Origin of the sequence: Streptacidiphilus sp. P02-A3a, from assembly GCF_014084105.1 — a bacterium.
Taxonomy (GTDB): domain Bacteria; phylum Actinomycetota; class Actinomycetes; order Streptomycetales; family Streptomycetaceae; genus Streptacidiphilus.
Genome location: NZ_CP048289.1, coordinates 8,813,371 through 8,832,081, shown reverse-complemented (window position 1 = coordinate 8,832,081; position 18,711 = coordinate 8,813,371). Strand labels below are relative to the sequence as shown.

The following is an 18,711-nucleotide window of genomic DNA, read 5'->3' as shown; positions in this document are numbered from 1 at the left end:
GGTACGGGGATGGAGATGACCGACGTCACGCGCGCGATCGCGGCTGCGACCTCGGTTGCCGCGTCGCTCGACCTGCCGACCGACGACGCGGTCGTCCTCCACAACTCGAACAGGCTGGCGCTGCGGCTGACGCCGTGTGACGTCCTTGCCCGGGTCGCCCCTGCGGGGCACGAGGCCGCACAGCTCGAAGTCGAGCTCGCGCAACGACTCGCCGGGGCCGGATGCCCGGTGGGCCTCGTCGAGCCCCGGGTGGACCCGCGGGTGTACCAGCGCGACGGCTTCACCGTGACGCTGTGGACCCACTACGAGCCGGTGACACCTCAGGTCTCACCGGTCGACTACGCCAGGGCGCTGGAGCGGCTGCACGCCGGCATGCGCGAGGTCGACGTGCCGGGCCCACGGTTCACGGATCGCGTCGCGGAGGCGGAGGAGATCGTCGCCAACCCGGACCTCTCGCCGGAGCTCGCCGACGCGGACCGCGTGTTCCTCGGCAGCAGGCTGGGAAGCCTGCGACGCGCGATCGAGGACCGCGGCGCCGTGGAGCAGCTGCTCCACGGCGAGCCGTGGTCGGGCAATGTGCTCAGCACGAGGAACGGCCCGTTGTTCGTCGACCTTGAGACGTGCTGCCGTGGACCCGTCGAGTTCGACCTCGCCCATGTCGCCGAGGCGGTCTGCGAGCACTACCCGAGCGTTGACCAAGGACTGCTGGACGAGTGCCGACAGCTCGTCCTCGCGATGGTCGCGGCGTGGCGTTGGGCCCTTGGCGACGAGTACCCGAACGGGCGGCGGCTCGGGGAGGAATTCCTGCGCCTGCTGCGCGCGGGTCCTCCGTGGCCGACACTGGACGCGCTGCTCGGGCGACCGGGCGACCGGGCGGTCAGTAGGGCGATACGCCGCCCCTAGTCCGCCGTGATTCCCCAGTAGCCGATTTCCGAGGGTCGGCCGTCGCGGTAGAGCACGGTGCAGTTTCCGCAGGCACGGCCGAGGGCGAACAGCTTTCCGGAGTGGAGAGCGTCCTGCCACTCGGCGTGGGTGGGTTGGCCGCCGGGCGCCCACACCCTCACCTCGGCGTCGGCCAGCAGCCGCATCGTGCCGCCCCCGTCCTGCTCACCTTCACCGGCCCGGAACTCGAAGAAGTCCAGGACCGAGCCGGTGCCGCCGGTGAAGATGTACTCGTGCCACTCCGGGTCCTCCCACAGCTCGACGACGGTGCGTCCGGCGAAGCCGTGGTCGTCCCCCGCCAGCTCCCGGTCCTGGGCCTGGCGGAACGCGGCCGCGAGATCCTGCTGGTAGGGACCGGTGTCCGCCCATCCGTTACCGCCCATGGCTGTGACCTCCTCCGGAGACATTCGATCGGTGGCACAGCCTAGGCAACGGGTCCGACAACCGGGCCTCCGGTCAGCGGCGGCCGGTGGACAGGACGACGAGGAACTGGCCGCCGCCCGTCTCGACGTCGGCGGTCACCGGCAGGTCCGGTACCAGCCGGGAGAACCGGTCCACCAGCCAGTCGGCCGCCTCCTGGGCGTCCTTCCTGGTCGGACAGCGGCCCACGATCTCGCGGCCACCCTTGCGCTCCAGCCGCCCGGCAACGGTGATCAGCGGCGCGGGTTCGACCACGTACAGGTGGTCCGGCCAGGCGATGACCACCTTGACCGCGCCCTTGCGGGTGTTGCACCCGCGGTGCGCGAGCCGCTCGGCGACCTTGGCCTTCCGGTCGGCGGTCCGGCTGTCGACGCTGGGCCCCCGCGGGTCGTTCACCGACTTGTCGGGATCGACCGGTTCGTCGCACACCCAGCACCGCCAGCTGTCACGCTCGGCCACATCATCGAGGAGACTCATTCGAGCAAACTAGCCTGTCCGGCCGACATCCCGCGCATCAGGGCCTCGGCCGGGTCGCCACGCCGCCGACGCCGTGCGCGCCGACCGGCGGCCCGCGGCACGGATCGGCGGGCGGATTTCCGATGTGCCCACGGCTGCGGCGCGCGCGGGGCTAGCGTGGGGATCCATGATCGTATGGCTCAACGGCACCCATGGCGCGGGCAAGACCACGACCAGTCCGCTCGTCCAGCAACTGATCCCGGATTCACGCGTGTTCGACGCCGAGAAGGTCGGCGAGACGCTCATGGACATCAAGCCGGGGCTGCCCCGGACGGACAACTTCCAGCACTGGCCGCCGTGGCGGCAACTGGTCGTCGAGACGGCCCGCCGGGTGCTCGACTACACCGGCGGCACGCTGGTGGTGCCGATGACCGTCCTGGTCGAGCCGTACTGGCGGGAGATCAGCGCGGGCCTCGCCCACCATGCGATCCCGGTACGGCACTTCGTCCTCCACACGGACCAGCGGACGCTCCGCGCGCGGATCGAGGGGGACACCGTGCTCGGCCCCTCCGCCTTCCGGTTGAAGTACCTGGAGCCCTACGCCGAGGCGGCCCGCACCTGGCTGCACGCCGAGGCCGAGGTGGTCGACACCACGCACCTCACGCCCGCGCAGGCCGCCGAGCGGATCGCGGAGTCCGTGACGGGCTGAGGTCCGCCCGCGAACGGCGGCCGGAGCCGAAGGGGCCCTGGCAGCGGCGTCCGCCGTCGAAGGGCCCGTCACCGTCCGCCGGGCCGGGCCGCGCACCGCTACCGGCCGGTCTCCAGCAGGATCTTGCCCCCGCTGCCGCCGCGTTGCAGCAGCTCGTGCGCCCGGGCGGCATCGGCCAGCGGGAACAGGTGGCTGACCACCGCCCGCAGGCTGCCGTCCGCCAGCAGGGCGGCCAGCCGCCGCAGCCGGGGGCCGTCGTCGTGGACCAGCACCCCGTGCAGCGTCCAGTTGTTGTCCAGCAGCAGGTCGAGATCCAGCTCCGGGGTCTGGATGGCGGCGATCGCCCCGCCCGGGCGCAGCGCGGGCAGCGCGCGGTTCAGGGTGGGCCCGCCGACCAGGTCGGCGATCGCGTCGACCGGTCCGTCGGCGAGGGCGAGGGCGCGCTCGGCGATGTCCTCGCGGGTGTAGTCGACACAGGCCGCCGCCCCCAGCTCCGACATCTGCGGGTGCCGGGCCGACCGGCCGACGGCGATCGTGCTGATCCCCCGCGCCCTGGCCAGTTGCAGCAGGAACAGGCCGACGCCGCCGCTGGCGCCGAGCACCAGCAGCCGACTGCCGGGGGCGCAGGACAGGCGGTCCAGCACCTCCAGGGCGGTGCCACCGGCGAGCGGGGTCGCCGCCGCGTCCTGGAAGCCCACCTCCGGCGCGATCACCGCCACCGCCGAGGCCTCGACGACGACCGACTCGGCGTAGCCGCCCCCGCCCCGGGGGAAGGGCGTCATCGCCATCACCCGGTCGCCGACGGCCGGTTCCCGGACGTCGGCGCCGACCGCGTCGACCACCCCCGCGACGTCGTAGCCGGGGACGAACGGCACGGTCACGCCCGCCCAGCGGCCGTCGGTCCGCAGTCCGGCGTCGACCGGATTGGTCGCCGCCACCGCCACGGCGATCCGTACCTGGCCCGGCCCCGGGCGGGGTTCACTCACCTCACCGAGGACCAACTGCTCCGGTCCGCCGAACTCGCTGACGACTATGGCCTTCACAGCTCTCTCCGCTCCCCCCGGTCGGCCCTGGGTGCCGGGCCGACCGACTGCCGCCCTCCGGTGTGCCGGAGGCCCCGATGGGAGGTGATCATAGGGCGCCCCGCAGAATTGTCGGTATGACCCTCAACTCGCCTGGTACACAGGGCTCCCACGACCTGCTCGGGTTCCTGGGCCTGCCGCGCCTGGGCGGACTGGTGTCGGCGCCCGACGGCAGCCGCCTGATCGCCTCCGTGCAGAGGGTCAACGACGAGGGGAACGGCTACACCGCCGGGCTGTGGGAGCTGGATCCGACCGGCCGAACCGGCGCCCGGCCGCCGGCCGGGGCGGTCGACGGCGACCGCGCCCCCGACTTCGCGCCCGACGGCACGCTCCTGCTGCTCTCCGCCCGCCCGGACCCGTCCGAGCCGGACCCGTCCGACGCGGCGGACGCGGGCCTGCGGCTGTGGGCGCTGCCCGGGGACGGCGAGGCCCGGGTGATCGCCCGGCATCCGGGCGGCGGCCTCTCCGGCTTCGCCGTCGCCGGTGGCTCCGGCACCGTCTGCTTCACCGCCGCGCTGCGCCCCGGTGCGGCCGACGCCCGGGAGCACGCGGCGCTCCGCCGCGAGCGGCAGCGGGCCCGGGTCACCGCCGTGCTCTACGAGGACGACGACAGCAGCCTGGCCCGGCTGACGTACCAGGAGTCCGGCGCCGAGGAGCCGCACACCTTCGTGCTGCGCCCGGACGGCAGCCCGGTGGACGCCGGTGGCCAGGGCCCGGGCGACCCGGGGGCGACCACGCTCTCGGCCGACGGCGCGCTGGTGGCCTACACCCGGACGGTGCCCGGCGAGACGCCCGGTGAGGTCGACAACGTGGTGGTGGTCGCCGACGCGGTCACCGGCGAGGAGACGCGGGTCCTCGCGCGCCCCGGCCACCTCTACTACCGTCCGGCTTTCACCGCCGACGCCACCGCCCTGGTCTGCCAGCGGCAGCGGGAGCAGACGCCGGACCACCCGTGGGCGGTCACCCTGGTCCGGTTCGACCTGACGACAGGTCAGGAAACGGATCTGCTGCCGGAGTTCGACAACTGGCCGTGGCCCGGCGGGCCGGTGCTCTCACCGGTCCCGGGCGACGGCACGCTGTGGTTCACCGGGGACGAGCGCGGGCACTGCCCGGTCTTCCGCCGGGCCGAGGACGGCACGGTGACCCGGCTGACCGCCTCCGGCGCCTACTCCGCGCTGTGCGTGGCACCCGACGGCGCCACCCTGTACGCGCTGCGCGGCGCGATCGACAGCCCGCTCCGGGTGGTCCGGCTGGACGCCGCCGCGCCGGACCAGCGGCCGGTCGTACTGGACGCCCTCGGCGACCCGGGACCGCTGCCCGGCACCGTCACCGAGGTCCGCTGCCAGGGGGACGACGGCTTCCCGCTGCGGGCCTGGCTGGTGCTGCCGGAGGGCGCCCGCGCCGAGCGGCCCGCGCCGCTGCTGGTGGCCCTGCACGGCGGCCCGCAGGGGTCCTGGAACACCTGGCTGTGGTCGTGCAACCCGTGGCCGTTCGCGGCCCGGGGCTACGCGGTGCTGCTGCCCGACCCGGCGCTCTCGACCGGCTACGGACGGCGCATGCAGGAGCGCGGCCAGGACGGGTGGGGCGGCCGTCCGTACCGGGACGTGCTGGCGCTGACCGACGCGGCCCTGGCCCGGCCGGACCTCGACGCCGACCGGACCGGCGTGGTGGGCTGGTCCTTCGGCGGCTACCTGGCCAACCGGATCGCGACCCGCACCGACCGGTTCCGGGCGGTGGTCGCCCACGCCGGTCCGTGGAACCTGGCGGAGTCCCTGGCCGGGAGCGAGCTGGCCGCCTCCACCCAGCGCAGGCACGGCGACCCGCTGCTCCAGCGCGAGCGCTACGACGCCGACTCGCCGCACCTGGACGCGGCGCGGGTGCGGACGCCGATGCTGGTGGTCCACGGCGGCCAGGACTCCCGGGTGCCGCCGGGGCAGGTGATCGGCCAGGTCCAGAGCCTGCGCCGGTACCGGAAGCAGGTCAGCTTCCTGTACTTCCCGGACGAGGGCCATGTGGTCAGGTCGCTGAACAACTCCCTGGTCTGGCACGAGACGGTGCTGAACTTCCTGGACCAGCACGTGCTCGGGCTGCGGTGGCGGCGCCCCGGGATGCTGTAGCCGATCCCGATCCCGATCCCGATCCCGATCCCGATCCCGTTCCCGCATCCCGCCGCCGATCCCGCCGCCGCTGCCGGGGCGGGCGTTCGTTAGCCTGCGCCCATGGCTCACGGGGGAGTGGTACGGCGCCTGGCCGACGTGCTGCCGGAGCGCGGGCCGCAGCGGGCGCTGGCGCTGGCGAGCTTCGTCAACCGGCTCGGCAACGGCCTGTTCAACACCGCCGCGGTGCTGTACTTCACGCTGGTGGCGCACCTGCCCGCGACCCAGGTCGGGCTCGGGCTCACCGTCGCCGGGCTGATCGGGCTGCTGGCCGGGTTCCCGGCCGGGAACCTCGCCGACCGGCGCGGCCCACGCGGGGTCGCGCTGGCCGCGCTGCTGCTACAGGCGGTCAGCATGGCCGCGTTCCTGTTCGTCCACGGCTGGCCGGTCTTCACCCTGATCGCCACCGTGGACCGGCTGGCCTCCTCCGCGTACAACGCCGCGCGCGGCACGCTCGTGGCCCGGACCGGCGGCGAGCACCCGGCCAGGTTCCGGGCGAAGCTGCGGAACCTCAACAACGTCGCCGTGGTCCTGGGCACCCTCGGCGCGGCCCTCGCCATCCAGGCCGGGAGCCGGGCCGCGTACACCGCGCTGATCGTCGCCAACGCCGCCAGCTTCCTGCTCTGCGCGCTGTTCCAGCTGCGGCTGCCCGACTACCCGGCGCTGCCCGGGCCGGAGACGCACCACCACTGGACGGTCCTCGCCGACCGGGCCTTCGTGGCCTTCGCCGCGCTCGACGGCGCCATGGGCGTCCAGTACCAGGTGGTCTCGCTGCTGCTGCCGATCTGGATCTCCGCCCACACCCACGCCCCGCGCTGGACGGTCGCGGCCGTCTACGCGGTCAACTCGGTGGTGTGCGTGCTGGTGCAGACCCGGATCGGGACGGCGGTGGAGACCCCGCGCCAGGCCGGGCGGGCGTTCCGCCGGGCCGGGCTGCTGTTCCTGGGCGCCTGCCCGCTGATGGCGCTGAGCGCGGACGTCCCGGTCTGGGTCGCGCCGGGGCTGCTGGTCCTGGCGATCGCGGTGCACAGCGTCGCCGAGGTGTGGCAGTCCTCGGCCGAGTCCGCGCTCGGCTTCGGCCTGGCGCCGGACCACGCCCAGGGGCAGTACCAGGGCCTGCTCGGCGTCGGCTTCGACACCGGGCAGGCGCTGGCGCCGCTGCTGCTCACCGGCGTCTGCCTGGGACTGGGGCAGGCCGGATGGCTGCTGCTCGGCGCCTTCCTGGCGGCGCTGGGGCTGGCCGGTCCGCCGGTGGCCCGGTGGGCCGAGCGCACCCGCCAGGTCGTCGCGGTGCCGCTGCCCCCGGCGACGCCGGTACCGGACGCCGGTTAGCGGCCGCTGCGGGGTCTGGAATCGTGGAGGTCATGGAGTCCTCCGAACGAGCGAGCAAGGGCAATGAGGTCGGCTTGTCTATTGGTCGCACATCCAATAGCGTGCACGGCATGACGTCGAGCGTCCAGCCGAAGCGGGTGCGCAAAGCCCCGGAGGCCCGCCGGGCCGAGATCGTGGCGGCCGCCGCCGCGGTCGCGCTGGAGGAGGGGCTCGAATGCGTCACGATGCGCCGGATCGCCGACGCGCTGACCGTCCGACCCGGCCTGATCAGCCACTACTTCCCGGTGGCGGAGGATCTGGTCGCGGAGGCCTTCGGCGTCGCGGCGACCGCCGAGCTGGACGAGCTGATCCCCGCCGACCGGCCCGCGGGCCAGGCGCTCGGCCACCTCGGCCGCTTCTTCTCGCTGACCTCCGGCGAGCGGTACGACGCGGTGAGCCGGTTGTGGCTCAACGCCAGGTACCTGAGCCGACACCGCGCGATCCTGCGGGACCGGGTCGGCGCCCAGGAGGCGCTCTGGCGCGAGCGGCTGACCCGGCTGATCCAGGAGGGCGCCGACAGCGGGGTCTTCCGCCCGGACGACCCCGGGGTGGCCGCGATCCAGATCCTGGTGGTGCTGGACGGCCTCGGCGCCCACGCCAACACCGACCGGAGCGACCGCCCCCCGGCGGTGACGAACATGGCGGTGCTCACCGCCGAACGGGAGCTGAGGCTCCCCGTCGGCGCGCTCACCGAGCTCGCCGCCACCCCGGCGCCGACGCAGGCGCCATCGACGCAGGCCGCGCCGACGCAGGCCGCGCCGACGCAGTAAGAGACCAACGAAGGAGTCGCCCGTGTCCGCCGATCTCGTCCTGTTCTCCGGCCGGTTGCTCGACCCGGTCAGCGGCCGGTTCCTGCCGCAGACCGCGCTCGCCGCGGCGGGCGGCCGGATCACCCGGCTCGGCGACGACCGGGAGATCCGCGCGCTCGCGGGACCGGCCACCACCGTGATCGACCTCAGGGGCGCGGTGGTCACCCCCGGCCTCGTCGACGGCCACCTGCACCCCGTCTCCGGCGCCGAGCGCACCGGCGGCGTGGACCTGTCCGGCTGTACCGAGCTGACCGCCGTGCGCGAGGCCCTCGCCCAGGAGCTCCGCACCCTGGCCCCGGGCGACTGGCTCCGCGGCTGGGGCCTGGACCCCAACGTCTTCGGCGGCGGACCGGTCGGCGCGGCGGCACTGGGACCGGTACTGGCGCAGGTCCCGGCCGCGCTCGACCTGTTCGACGGGCACTCCATGCTGGTGAGCCCCCGGGCGCTGGAGCTGGCGGGCATCGACGGACCGCGCCGCTTCGAGCAGGCGGCGGAGATCGTCTGCGACGCCGGGGGCCGCCCCACCGGGCTGCTGCTGGAGGACGCCGCCTGCGAACTCGTGGAAGCCGTCGCCCCCAAGCCCACCGCCGCCGAACTGCACCAGCGCAGCGCCGCGCTGCTGCGGGCCATGGCCGCCTCCGGCCTGACCGGCGGCCACGCCATGGACGGCGAGGGGCTCGCCGGTTACGCCGCCCTGGAGGCCGACGACGCGCTCGGCCTCCGCTTCCGGATCGCCCCGCGCTGCCAGCCCGGCGCCGACGCGGACGCGGTGGCCGAACTGATCCGGCTCCAGGGCACCGGCGGCAGGCTGTGGCAGGTCGCGGGCGTCAAGCTGTTCATGGACGGCACCATCGACAACGGCACCGCGTGGCTGGAGCACGCCGACTGCCACGGCGAGTCCACCCACGCCTTCTGGCCCGACCCGGACGCCTACACCCGCGTGATCGGCGAACTGCACCGCGCGGGCGTACCCACGGCCACCCACGCCATCGGTGACGCGGCGGTCCGGCACGTCCTCGACTCCATCGAGAAGGCCGCCGCCGACGGCGCCCCGGTCCGGCACCGGGTCGAGCACATCGAGACCGTGCCGGACGACACCGTGCACCGCTTCGCGCGGCTCGGCGTCACCGCCTCGATGCAGCCCACCCACTGCTGCGAGTACACCCGGGCGGACCACACCGACAACTGGTCCCGCCGCCTCGGCGAGGAGCGGGCCGCGCGGGCGTGGCGCTGCCGGGACCTGTGGGAGTCCGGGGCCCGGGTCGTCCTCGGCTCCGACTGGCCGATCGCCCCCTACCCGCCGCTGGGCGTGATGGCCGGGGCCCGCCACCGGCGTCCCAGCCGCGACCTGACCGAGCCGCCGCACGGCATCGACCAGGCGCTCTCGCCGCTGCGGGCGCTCCAGGGGATGACCGTCAACCCGGCCTGGGCCGCGGGCGAGGAGGGGATCGCGGGGCGGCTGGCCGTCGGCTACCGGGCCGACCTCACCGTCCTCGCCGACGATCCGCTGACCGTCCCCGACACCGACCTGGCGGAGCTGCCGGTGCTGCTCACCGTCGTCGACGGCCGACCGACCCACCGCGATCCGGCCATCTGACGCCGCCCCCCTGCGGACTGCGGCTAGGGTCCTCGGCCATGACCGAAGCCACCCACCCGCCCGCCGACCAACCGCACAACGCCCACCCGCCCGCCACCCACCCGCCCGCCACCCACCCGCCCGCCGACCATCTGCGGGCCACCCGAACGGCCTACGACACCGTCGCCGCCGACTACGCCAGGCTGCTGCGCGGCGAGTTGGACGCCAAGCCGCTGGACCGGGCGATGCTCGCCGCGTTCGCCGAACAGGTGCGCGCGGCGGACGCCGGTCCGGTGGCCGATCTCGGCTGCGGGCCGGGGCGGGTGACGGCGCATCTGCACGCGCTCGGGCTGACCGCCTTCGGCGTCGACCTGTCGCCGGAGATGGTCGCGGTCGCCCGCGCCGGCTATCCCGAGCTGCGGTTCGACGAGGGGTCGATGACCGCCCTGGACCTCGCTGACGGCTCCCTCGGCGGCGTCCTGGCCTGGTACTCGACCGTGCACACCCCGCCGGAGCTGCTGCCGGTGGTGTTCGCCGAGTTCCACCGGGTGCTCGCCCCGGGCGGCCGGCTGCTGACCGCCTTCAAGGCCGGGGACGAACTGCGCCGACTGACCAGCGGCTACGGGCACGAGCTCGCGCTGGACGTCTACTGGACGCCCCCGGAGCGGGTCGAACAGCTGCTGTCCGAGGCGGGCCTGGTGGTCGAAGCCCGCCTGCTGCGCGAGCCGGACCAGCGGGAGGCCGGTCCGCAGGCGTACCTGCTGGCGTACAAGCCCTGACCTTCGCGCCCTGCCCCCGCGCGTCCGGTCCCGCGCCGTCGGCAGCCGCGCGGGAACCGGGGCGCGGGCCGGTGGCGTCCGTCTGACGCAGCAGCGCGTATCGATCAGCGATCAGCGATCAGCCGATCAGCAGGAGGCCGAGCATGGGCGGAACCGCCACCCGCTACCTGTATCTCGTCCGGCACGCCGAGGCCCTGCCCGGCGACGGCGGCGGACTGAGCGCGAACGGCCGCCGCCAGGCGGAGCTGCTCGGGCGGCGACTGCGCGGTTGCCCGCTCTCGGCGCTGAACCACGGCCCGCTGACCCGCGCCGCGCAGACCGCGCAGCTGATCGCCGAGCAGCTGGACGGCGTCCCCCGCACGGCCGACCCGGCCGCCGGGGACTACCTGCCCTACCTGCCGCAGGCCGACGAACTGCCCCTGGAGTACGCGGAGTTCCTGCTGGGCGTGCTCGACCGCTTCACTGCTGTCAGCGCCGAGGAGGTGGAGCAGGGCGCCGCGCTCGCCCGCGAGGCCGTGGCCCGGTTCACCGGACCGGTCGCGGGCGGCCAGGAGCGCCACGAACTGCTGGTCACCCACAACTACCTGGCCGCCTGGCTGGTCCGGCAGGCCCTGGACGCGCCGAACTGGCGCTGGCTGACCCTCAACCACGCCAACACCGCGCTCACCGTCATCCGCTACACCCCGGGCCTGCCGCCCACCCTCCTCACCTACAACGACACCAGCCACCTGGCCACCACCCGCCCGCTCACCGCCACCCTGCGCGGCTAGGGCCTGTCCGCCCGATCATGTGGCTATCGCCTGACTTGCTCGTTGGTTCGGGCATGGGGCGGGGAGATCTGACGGATGCCGAGTGGGAACGGCTGCGGCCGTTCCTGCCGGTCAGCGACAGGCGTTGTGGCCGGTGGCGGGACCATCGGCCGGTGATCGACGGGATTGTGCACCGGGTGCGGACCGCAGTGCACTGGCGTGACCTGCCCGAGCGCTTCGCGCCGTGGAAGACGGTCTACGAACGCCATCGGCCGTGGTCGGCCGACGGGACCTGGGAACGGCTGCTCCAGCAGGTGCAGGCCGAAGCGGACGCGGTCGGCGACATCGACTGGGACGTCTCGGTCGACTCGACCATCGTGCGGGCCCACCAGCACGCGGCCGGCGCCCGCACCGACCGGCCACCGGCCCTGGCCTCAAAGGGGGCTGGGCCAGGGGAACACCAGGACCAGACGCCGTGGCAGAGCCTCGTCGCCCGTCTGGTGGAGGTGGTGCTGGAGGCGAGGACCTGGGCCGCTCGCGCGGCGGGTCCACCACCAAGGTCCACCTGAGCGCGGACAGCCGCTGCCGCCCGCTGTCCCTGGTCCTCACCCCGGGACAGCGGGCGGACCGCACGCAGTTCGAGCCCGTGCTGGAGAAGATCCGCGTCCCGCGGACCTTTTCCGGACTAAGAAGTTGCCTCCTGAGGACGTGACCGATACGGGCTGCGGTGGCAGTACGGTGAGGCGTCCTGGATCTACTGCGCCTACGAGGTTGGCCCGAACATGCACGACGACTTGGACAGCACGTCGGCGCTGGCGTTGGCGTGCTCGACCGCCCTGCGGCTTGGAGGGGCTCTCTACGTGCTCGCCGAGCGGGCAGGTCTTGCTGAGCCTTACTACCTTGCTGACGCGGGTCTTCGAGCCGGCCTGCGGGCAGCAGCGGGCCGGACGCTGAATCAGGGTCTCTTGCAACAGGCTCGGTCGGGTCTGAGTGTCGTCCGGGGCAGCTACTCGATGGGGCATGCCATCGCGTTCACCCAGGCTGGATTCGCGGTGATAGGGCGAGTCCTGCAGGCGCTGGAGCAACCCGACGAGCAATACGGCCTGCCTGAGGTTCTCGCCCTTGCGGGAGACGCTGCGGTCCTGTGGCCGGACATGGTCGACCCTGAGATTGACCCGGGCGGCAGCCTCGTTACCTATGAGCGGGCATCTCAGATCGACGCTCGTCGTGCGCTGGAGGCCGGCGGCGTCTCCGAGCTCCGTCAGGTTCTGGGCGCACAGGAGCTCACCTACCGTCGCCTGGCGAAGTCGCTGGCCTAGCAAGTCGACGAGTGCGCCGGGCCGCGGTGGCTCAGCCGCAGTTGAGTCGTCGGGGTGTCGTTCCTCTAAGCCGTCGATGCCCCTGGCAGCGGCAGCGGGGTCACGGACGTCTTCGGTGCGGTCGACCTTCGGCAGGTGTGCGCCGTTCAGGCGGAGGTCGCCGAACAAGATCAAGCGGAGGGGTCGCATGACGTGCCCTCGTTCTCTTGGGGTTGTGCGGGTTGATCGGCGAAGAGCGGCATGCCGAGTTCGACAAGGCGTCGGCGGCCGTCGGTGGGGGTCCGGTTGAGACTGTTGAGCTTGGCGGTTGCCGCGTTGTGGCTGACCTGGAGTCCTTCGACCTCGCCGTGCCAGCCGTTGGTGCGGGCTTCGGCGATCCGATCGCGCAGGTTGGCGATGATCTCGATAAGACGGGGCCGCTGGGCTGGGTCCAGCCGAAGGACCGGGCATCGGATGCAGGCGTGCTCGTGCTGGCACGGTGTGCCGTAGGGGCGCCCACAGGTACCCAGAGAGACTTTGCGCAGCTCGAAATGGTCTTGGAACTCGCGCCACTCGTCGTCGGTGGGTTTGCGGTATTCCTCGGTCGGCCGGAAGGTGCGTCGGCGGTCGAGGAAACCGCGGTAGGTCCTGACCAGGTCATCTTGGAAGACCGCAAGGTAGGCCTGGGTAGTGGTGAGCGTCTTGTGACCGAGGATGCGAGCGGCGATGTGGACGGGCAGCCCGCCGGTGACCGCCTCGGTGGCAAACATTCTGCGGAAGTCGTGCGGGGTGTAGCGCAGTGGGTTGCCTGCGGCGTCGAGCAGGCCGGTGTGTGCCAGTGACTTGTCCAGCAGGCGTTTGACCGCGGTCTCGTTGAGGACCTGGGCTTGCCAGTAGTGCCGGCGCTGGAAAAGGTGGGGCAGTGCTGGTCCTGTGACGCGCTCGTGGTGGTCGTAGCGGGCGACCAGCGGAATCGTGCCGCTGTTGGCGTCGCGCACCCGCTTGATGATGGTGGCGAGCACGCTGGCCAGTTCCGGGCTGACCAGCAGCAGTCGCTCCTCGTTGCTCTTGGAGGGAACGATCTGCAGCAGCGGAACGACCTCTGCGGTGTCGGCCAGCCGGTAGGAGACCAGCGCCAGGTGCGTGATCTCGGTCAGCTCCTCAACACGGACGCCGGTGTGCCGCAGCGCCTCGATGACCGCCCAGGCCCAGAACGCGTCGTCCTCGGCCGTGGTCAGGTCGATAGGTCGCTGCGACGGCTTGGGCTTGCCGGCGACGTGAACGAACACGTGGTTGGAGGCGTGCTCGGGCCGGCTGGTGACCCGATGCGCGCTGGGCATGACGCGTCGGTAGTGGGTCCCGTCGTACTCGAAGTGCTCCTCGAAGCCGGTCGCGGTGGCTGCCGCCAGCAATTCCACAGACTGCTGGTGGACCCGCTCCGCGGTCTCGACCAGCAGCGGCAGGTGGGGGAGGCGTTCGCGGACGCGCTGGTGCATCCGGGACTGGGTCGCAGCGAGGATCTTCATGTTGCCAGCGCCGTCGCCGCGGTTGATCGGGCTGGGAACTGCCCACGGCACCCAGAACGGGTCCTCGTGCGCCCATTCCTGGATGTCCAGGTAGAAGCCGCGGATCCGCATCATGACCCTGATGCGGTCGTTGCGTTCCTTGACCTCACCGGTCTTGGCGTCGACGTAGGTGGTCAATCGCTGCTTCCAGCCGTCGATGACGTCCTGGGGCAGCCGCAGCGTGTCGATGCCGGGGTGGTGGGCCTCGATGTCGGCCCAGAAGACAAAGGCCAGCTCGCGCACCAGGCCGCGGAACGATCCGTAGTCCAGAGCAGGACGCCGTTCTTCCAGGTAGCGCACCAGCACGTTGCGGATCGCGGTGTTCTGGATGTTGTAGGTGTCGACCAGCTCGGCCGTGGGCCGCTGCCCGTGCCGCAGTGCGTCCTTGAGGGAGTCCTTGGAGACGATGACGTCGATGCCCCGCAGCAGGTCCCAGGCCGGATGGGTGCCGACCAGCGCCTCCCCGTTCCAGCGGCGGCCGACCGCCCGGACTTGGAAGATGTCCTCGGCGGTGAGCTCTCGCAGGCCGTGGCCGGTATGCAGGACGATCGTCGAAATCAGGCGCAGGCCTTCGTCGACGTGGCGTGGCACCATGCCGATAGAGGCGCCGTGCTCGCGCATCGCCTCCACCGACCCATCGGGGAACGTCTGCTGCAACTCCTTGAACAGGGACATTGCCTTGTAACCGCGCAGGAACCCGTAGCTGGGCAGCACGACCCGGCTCAGGAGCATCGTCCCCAGCCCGGACATGAGCTCGCTGCGCTTGCCCTGGTAGCTGGTGCGTGGATCGGCGGCGATCAGCGGCTCCAGCCACTCCTTGCCCCGGTCAGCGTCGGCGGCCCTCCACCTGGCCTGCCATCCGTCGCCGGGGAAGGTGAGCAGCCAGTCCAGGATCCGGGCGGCGCCGACCAGCCGGTGCCGGGCGATCTCGTCGCCTGCCGGGGAACCAGACGGCCAGGTCGGCAGGTCCGGCAGGACCGCGAGGATCTCCTCACGGGTGCAGCTGTCGTGCGGACCGACGCGGAACTCGTCGACGGCCAGGTCGTGTTCGACGAACAGCAACCTCGGCGGCGTCGGCGCGGTGCCCGCCAGACGCACGCTGTTGGCCCGGCGGGTCTTGGAGGGCCTGCTGGCCATCAGTGGCCACCCCCGAACAGCACGTGCAGATCCTCGGCCGAGTAGCCGTTGGCAACGGGTGGAGCGGGCCGTGCAGCCCGTTCCTTGATGTCGGCCAGATGCTCGGCGACTCGCCGGATGACGTGCTCATCCTCTTCGACCAGGTAGATGTCGGCCGTGGTGGACATGTGGGCATGGCCGAGGATCGTCTGCACATCGCGCAGCGAGAGCCGCTCGTCGCGCGACATGCGAAGCGCTGCGGTGTGCCGAAGGTCGTGCATCGACCAGTTCGTGCCCAGCAGCACGTTGACCCGGCGGAAGACCGCCCGCAGAGCCTCGTAATTCATGGGCTGGTAGGCCAGTCGCTCACCATGGTTGCGGCGGCGAAGGGTCCACCACAGCGGTGCCTGGAGGTCCAGCGGCGGCCCCTCGGCGAGGTAGAGCCGGATCCAGATCATCGCCTCGGGGCTGGTGGGCAGCCACTGCTCGGCGAGCGTGCCCTTGCGCACGACGCGCACGAGCTGGTCGCCCCAGTCCAGGTCCACTCCGCGCACCCCCAGCAGTTCGGAGGCACGGGCACCGTTGCTGACCGCGGTCGCCAAGATGGCACGGTCGCGATTGGAGCGCAGGGCTGCGAACAGCTCGTTCCACTGCTCGTCTGGCATCTGCCTGGGTCGGCGGCGCGGGATCCGGGGGTTGTAGCGCAGGCGCGCCTCGCCGCGGAACGGCTCCAGCGGATTGTGGTGGGCGTGTGCCCGTCGCCGATCGCTCCGGGCCAGTGGCACTGGGTTGATCAGCGGGCCACCCCCGGACTGGATCCAGAAGTCGTAGAAGGCCCGGATGACGGCGTTGCTGTGCCGGATGGTGCGCGGCTTGTACCGGTCGTCCAGGTAGGTCTTCTTGGTGATCGGGTTGGTGGTGCTGGCCGTCGCCGCTGAGTGCGTCCGCGCTGCCCTCCGGGGCTTGGTCGCGGCACCGAGCCACAGGACGAAGTCCCGGACTTCAGCAGATGTGGCCTTGTCCCACTCGACGTCGAGTACGCGCAGCCATCGCCACCATCGCAGCAGGTCGTAGGCGTAGCTGCGGACACTGCCGGTCCGGTTGTCCCGGGCAATGAAGTCGATCAGGAACGTACGGACCGGCGGCACAGCTCTTCCCTCCTCGTCAAGGACCAGCCAGGGCAAGACCCCCGGCTCTGGCGCGACTCGTCCCCAGCGGGGCAGCTCGATGGCACGGATGTCACGGAACTCGCTCAACTCGTTGCGCTCCCTTGTCGATCAGATACGCAACGTCTACCGACTAGGCCAGCTGGGGGATGCGCACCGGCCCGGCGTGTCCTCTCGTAGTCCGGTCAACGGATCGGTCCGGGCAGGCCCCGCAAGACACCCGACAGCCTGGCCGCCGACAAGGCCTACAGCAACGGCCCGTGCCGCGACTACCCGCGCGGGCACGGCATCCCGCACGCGATCCCCCAGAAGACGGACAGTCGTGCCGCCCGCCTGCGCAAGGGCTCGCGCGGCGGGCGACCACCGGGCTTCGACGAGGAGCGGTACAAGAAACACAACACCGTCGAATGGGCCATCAACAAGCTCAAACACGCCCGAGCGGCGGCCACGCACTACGACAAACGCGGCTACGTCTACCTCGGCACGGCCACCACAGCCGCCCCCGTCATCCGACTCCGCACGTGATCGACCGGACAAGTCCTAGGTGATCCGCCGGAGCGTCGCCTTGAGGCCGCCCCGAGAGTCCGCGGGCAGCTCCCACGCGAATTGCGGCCGCTGCGGGCACTCCATCCCATCCTGCTCAGCTTCATCCCGCTCCGGGAAGTGGAAGCCGGAATCCATGGCTCTCAGCAGCACCCACTTCTCGTCGGCTCCCATGCCAACGTGTAGACGCTATCGACGGATCGAATGGCACACCGCCCGCTGCATCCGCAGCAGCTCCGACTGCACCTGCGGCCGCAGCCTGTCCCGCGTCACGGCGGCATTTGCCGCACCGGCTGGCGGGTCCTCGTCCTCGGCGTGCTCCAAGTCATCCACAGCGATCTGCTGCTCAGAGGAGGTAGCTGAGCGCAGCATCGATCAACTTGGCCGCGTCGTCCAGCTCGCGCCGCTCGGCAGCGTCCTCGTCGCCTGCGACCTCAGCGATCTGCCCGGCCTGTCCGTTCCCTTGTGCGGTCAGCAACTTGTAGACGGCCAACCGGCGCTTGTCCTGCTCGGGCACCCACGTACGAGCCAGTTCGGGAAACACGCGGCGAGCCTGCGGGCTCTCGGGGTGGGCCATGACCGGCTTGCAGTTCAACCAGCTCCAGGCGTCGAGCCGGATCTCACGCAGGCTCACAGTGCCCTCCATGCATACAGGGCCTGCGCCCGCGCAATCCAGACTATGTGCAACGACTATGACGTAGCCGTAGCCGTAGCCAGCAAGGAGAACGCCCCAGCTATCCGTCACGGGGAGGGGCCAGACGGCTAGGGCCGCTTATGGGGGCGCACTCGGCGCTGAGGAGGCAGTCGCGAGCGCTCACTCAGCCATCGAACGTGAGGAGGTCTCCGGGCTGACATTCCAGGACTTCGCACAGCTTTGTCAAGGTAGTGAACCTAATCGCCCGGGCATGCCCGTTCTTCAGAACGGACAGATTCACGTTAGTCACTCCGACAAGTTCCGAGAGCTCAGTGAGGGTCATTCCCCGTTGGGTGAGCAGCTTGTCTAGATGGACAGCGATTGCGTGAGCTTCGGTCTCCCCAGCGGCCATTAGATGGTCCCCTCATTCTCTTCACGCATCCGCACGCCGAGCGAGACGATACGGGCGAAGGTGAGGAGTCCAAGAGACACGAAAACAAGAGACAGATGGAAGTCCCAGAAATCTAGCAGCGCCTGAGCCCCACTGTGATAGCTGGTCATTGCATCAAAGAGGGAGCGACTTGCGGTTGCCTCAATACCCGTGGCGATAATCTCGCCTAGAACGAGAGTCCAGGCAATGAGCCGAATCTGCCGCGCACTGGACCCGCTGTATACACCGCTTCGCGAAGCGGTTCGAGTGAACCTCACCACGAGCACAGCCATGACGACGAATAGAAGATATCCCGGAATCTCAGTGAGGCTAAGCAGTAGACGTTCACTCGTTCTTGGATTCGTGGCACAGAGGTTGAAGGAATCAGCGAACGTCGCAACCCCAGAACGGAGCCCGAAAATGGTTCCGCCATCGCCATGGAAGCGTACCAGCGCCGATGGGACGTCGAGGCATGCAGCTTGATCACCTCCAAAGCCAAAGACGCCATTGCTCCCAAATACCGCCGCCACGACACCAAAAACGATCACTGCGAGAGCGCCCCCCAGTGCCACCCTGGATGTAGTCGCCAGCGGTTCAACGGGATTGCGAACTTTACCGATCACCATGGATACCCCCATGCCATATCGAATATCGTTACCCTCCGGAACGTACGCCACCATGGTCGAGCCTGTCAAGGTGCTTGATATACCCCATTTTGTTATCATTCTGGCGCGATCCCTCGATGGGGAGACTATGCAAAGTTAAGGCAAAGCCCGATCGCTCCGACTGCGAACCTCTTACCGATCTGGGCATGATCTAACTGCCCAGCCCACACGGCTGGGACACGGGGGGCTCCACTTCAAGGTCATTCTGTCGGCCTGGTTCCCCGTGTCCTTCACGTATCACGGGG

The 18,711-nt window shown here is 71.2% G+C and carries 17 protein-coding genes and 1 pseudogene; 10 read left to right on the top strand and 8 right to left on the bottom strand.

What is annotated here, in order from left to right; genetic code table 11:
• Window positions 1-9: 9 nt before the first annotated feature.
• Window positions 10-903, top strand: a complete 894-nt coding sequence (locus tag GXP74_RS37495; RefSeq protein WP_182455650.1) for a phosphotransferase family protein — start codon at window positions 10-12, stop codon at window positions 901-903.
• On the opposite strand, the gene GXP74_RS37490 is transcribed toward GXP74_RS37495, so the two are convergent.
• Complete coding sequence (locus GXP74_RS37490) at window positions 900-1,325, bottom strand: hypothetical protein (protein ID WP_182455649.1); 426 nt, start codon at window positions 1,323-1,325, stop codon at window positions 900-902. The genes GXP74_RS37495 and GXP74_RS37490 overlap by 4 nt on opposite strands.
• 73 nt (window positions 1,326-1,398) lie before the next feature.
• Window positions 1,399-1,839 carry a hypothetical protein gene (locus tag GXP74_RS37485; protein ID WP_182455648.1) on the bottom strand — a complete coding sequence of 147 codons (441 nt, stop codon included), beginning with the start codon at window positions 1,837-1,839 and terminating at the stop codon, window positions 1,399-1,401.
• Between the two features lie 166 nt (window positions 1,840-2,005).
• On the opposite strand from GXP74_RS37485, the gene GXP74_RS37480 reads away from it, so the two are divergent.
• Window positions 2,006-2,527 carry an AAA family ATPase gene (locus GXP74_RS37480; RefSeq protein ID WP_182455647.1) on the top strand — a complete coding sequence of 174 codons (522 nt, stop codon included), beginning with the start codon at window positions 2,006-2,008 and terminating at the stop codon, window positions 2,525-2,527.
• 98 nt (window positions 2,528-2,625) lie between these two features.
• Here GXP74_RS37480 and GXP74_RS37475 read toward each other — a convergent pair whose 3' ends face one another.
• The gene (locus GXP74_RS37475; RefSeq protein WP_182455646.1) at window positions 2,626-3,570 is read right to left on the bottom strand and encodes an NADP-dependent oxidoreductase; all 945 of its coding nucleotides are present in this window, start codon (window positions 3,568-3,570) and stop codon (window positions 2,626-2,628) included.
• A gap of 116 nt (window positions 3,571-3,686) precedes the next feature.
• Here GXP74_RS37475 and GXP74_RS37470 point away from each other — a divergent pair, with 116 nt between their 5' ends.
• The 8 genes and pseudogenes from GXP74_RS37470 (at window position 3,687) to GXP74_RS37435 (ending at window position 12,368) form a co-directional block, all read left to right on the top strand.
• A complete protein-coding gene (locus GXP74_RS37470; RefSeq protein WP_182455645.1) occupies window positions 3,687-5,726 on the top strand; it encodes an alpha/beta fold hydrolase in 2,040 nt (679 codons plus the stop codon).
• A gap of 102 nt (window positions 5,727-5,828) precedes the next feature.
• A complete protein-coding gene (locus tag GXP74_RS37465; RefSeq protein ID WP_182455644.1) occupies window positions 5,829-7,097 on the top strand; it encodes an MFS transporter in 1,269 nt (422 codons plus the stop codon).
• 110 nt (window positions 7,098-7,207) lie between these two features.
• Window positions 7,208-7,906, top strand: coding sequence for a TetR family transcriptional regulator C-terminal domain-containing protein (locus tag GXP74_RS37460; protein WP_182455643.1), 699 nt, complete (start codon window positions 7,208-7,210; stop codon window positions 7,904-7,906).
• Between the two features lie 22 nt (window positions 7,907-7,928).
• The gene (locus tag GXP74_RS37455; RefSeq protein ID WP_182455642.1) at window positions 7,929-9,542 is read left to right on the top strand and encodes an amidohydrolase; all 1,614 of its coding nucleotides are present in this window, start codon (window positions 7,929-7,931) and stop codon (window positions 9,540-9,542) included.
• Window positions 9,543-9,580: 38 nt separating this feature from the next.
• Entirely contained in the window at window positions 9,581-10,300 is a 720-nt protein-coding gene (locus tag GXP74_RS37450; RefSeq protein WP_182455641.1) for a class I SAM-dependent methyltransferase, read from the top strand.
• 143 nt (window positions 10,301-10,443) lie between these two features.
• Window positions 10,444-11,070 (top strand): histidine phosphatase family protein, encoded by a 627-nt coding sequence (locus GXP74_RS37445; protein WP_182455640.1) that lies wholly within the window; start codon window positions 10,444-10,446, stop codon window positions 11,068-11,070.
• Window positions 11,071-11,123: 53 nt separating this feature from the next.
• Window positions 11,124-11,734: pseudogene (locus GXP74_RS37440) on the top strand (IS5 family transposase); the annotation flags it as partial.
• Between the two features lie 97 nt (window positions 11,735-11,831).
• Entirely contained in the window at window positions 11,832-12,368 is a 537-nt protein-coding gene (locus GXP74_RS37435) for a hypothetical protein (protein ID WP_182455638.1), read from the top strand.
• Between the two features lie 170 nt (window positions 12,369-12,538).
• Here the strand turns inward: GXP74_RS37435 and GXP74_RS37430 are convergent, their stop codons facing one another.
• The 5 genes from GXP74_RS37430 to GXP74_RS37405 all read right to left on the bottom strand — a co-directional run bounded on the left by GXP74_RS37430 (window position 12,539) and on the right by GXP74_RS37405 (window position 18,496).
• Window positions 12,539-15,049, bottom strand: coding sequence for a site-specific integrase (locus GXP74_RS37430; protein WP_225448468.1), 2,511 nt, complete (start codon window positions 15,047-15,049; stop codon window positions 12,539-12,541).
• Window positions 15,049-16,176, bottom strand: coding sequence for a site-specific integrase (locus GXP74_RS37425; protein ID WP_225448467.1), 1,128 nt, complete (start codon window positions 16,174-16,176; stop codon window positions 15,049-15,051). The genes GXP74_RS37430 and GXP74_RS37425 overlap by 1 nt, the downstream gene beginning before the upstream one ends.
• Window positions 16,177-17,083: 907 nt before the next feature.
• Window positions 17,084-17,371, bottom strand: a complete 288-nt coding sequence (locus GXP74_RS37415) for a hypothetical protein (RefSeq protein WP_182455637.1) — start codon at window positions 17,369-17,371, stop codon at window positions 17,084-17,086.
• A gap of 184 nt (window positions 17,372-17,555) precedes the next feature.
• Complete coding sequence (locus tag GXP74_RS37410; RefSeq protein ID WP_182455636.1) at window positions 17,556-17,783, bottom strand: helix-turn-helix transcriptional regulator; 228 nt, start codon at window positions 17,781-17,783, stop codon at window positions 17,556-17,558.
• Complete coding sequence (locus GXP74_RS37405) at window positions 17,783-18,496, bottom strand: DUF2975 domain-containing protein (protein ID WP_182455635.1); 714 nt, start codon at window positions 18,494-18,496, stop codon at window positions 17,783-17,785. The genes GXP74_RS37410 and GXP74_RS37405 overlap by 1 nt, the downstream gene beginning before the upstream one ends.
• Window positions 18,497-18,711 lie beyond the last annotated feature (215 nt).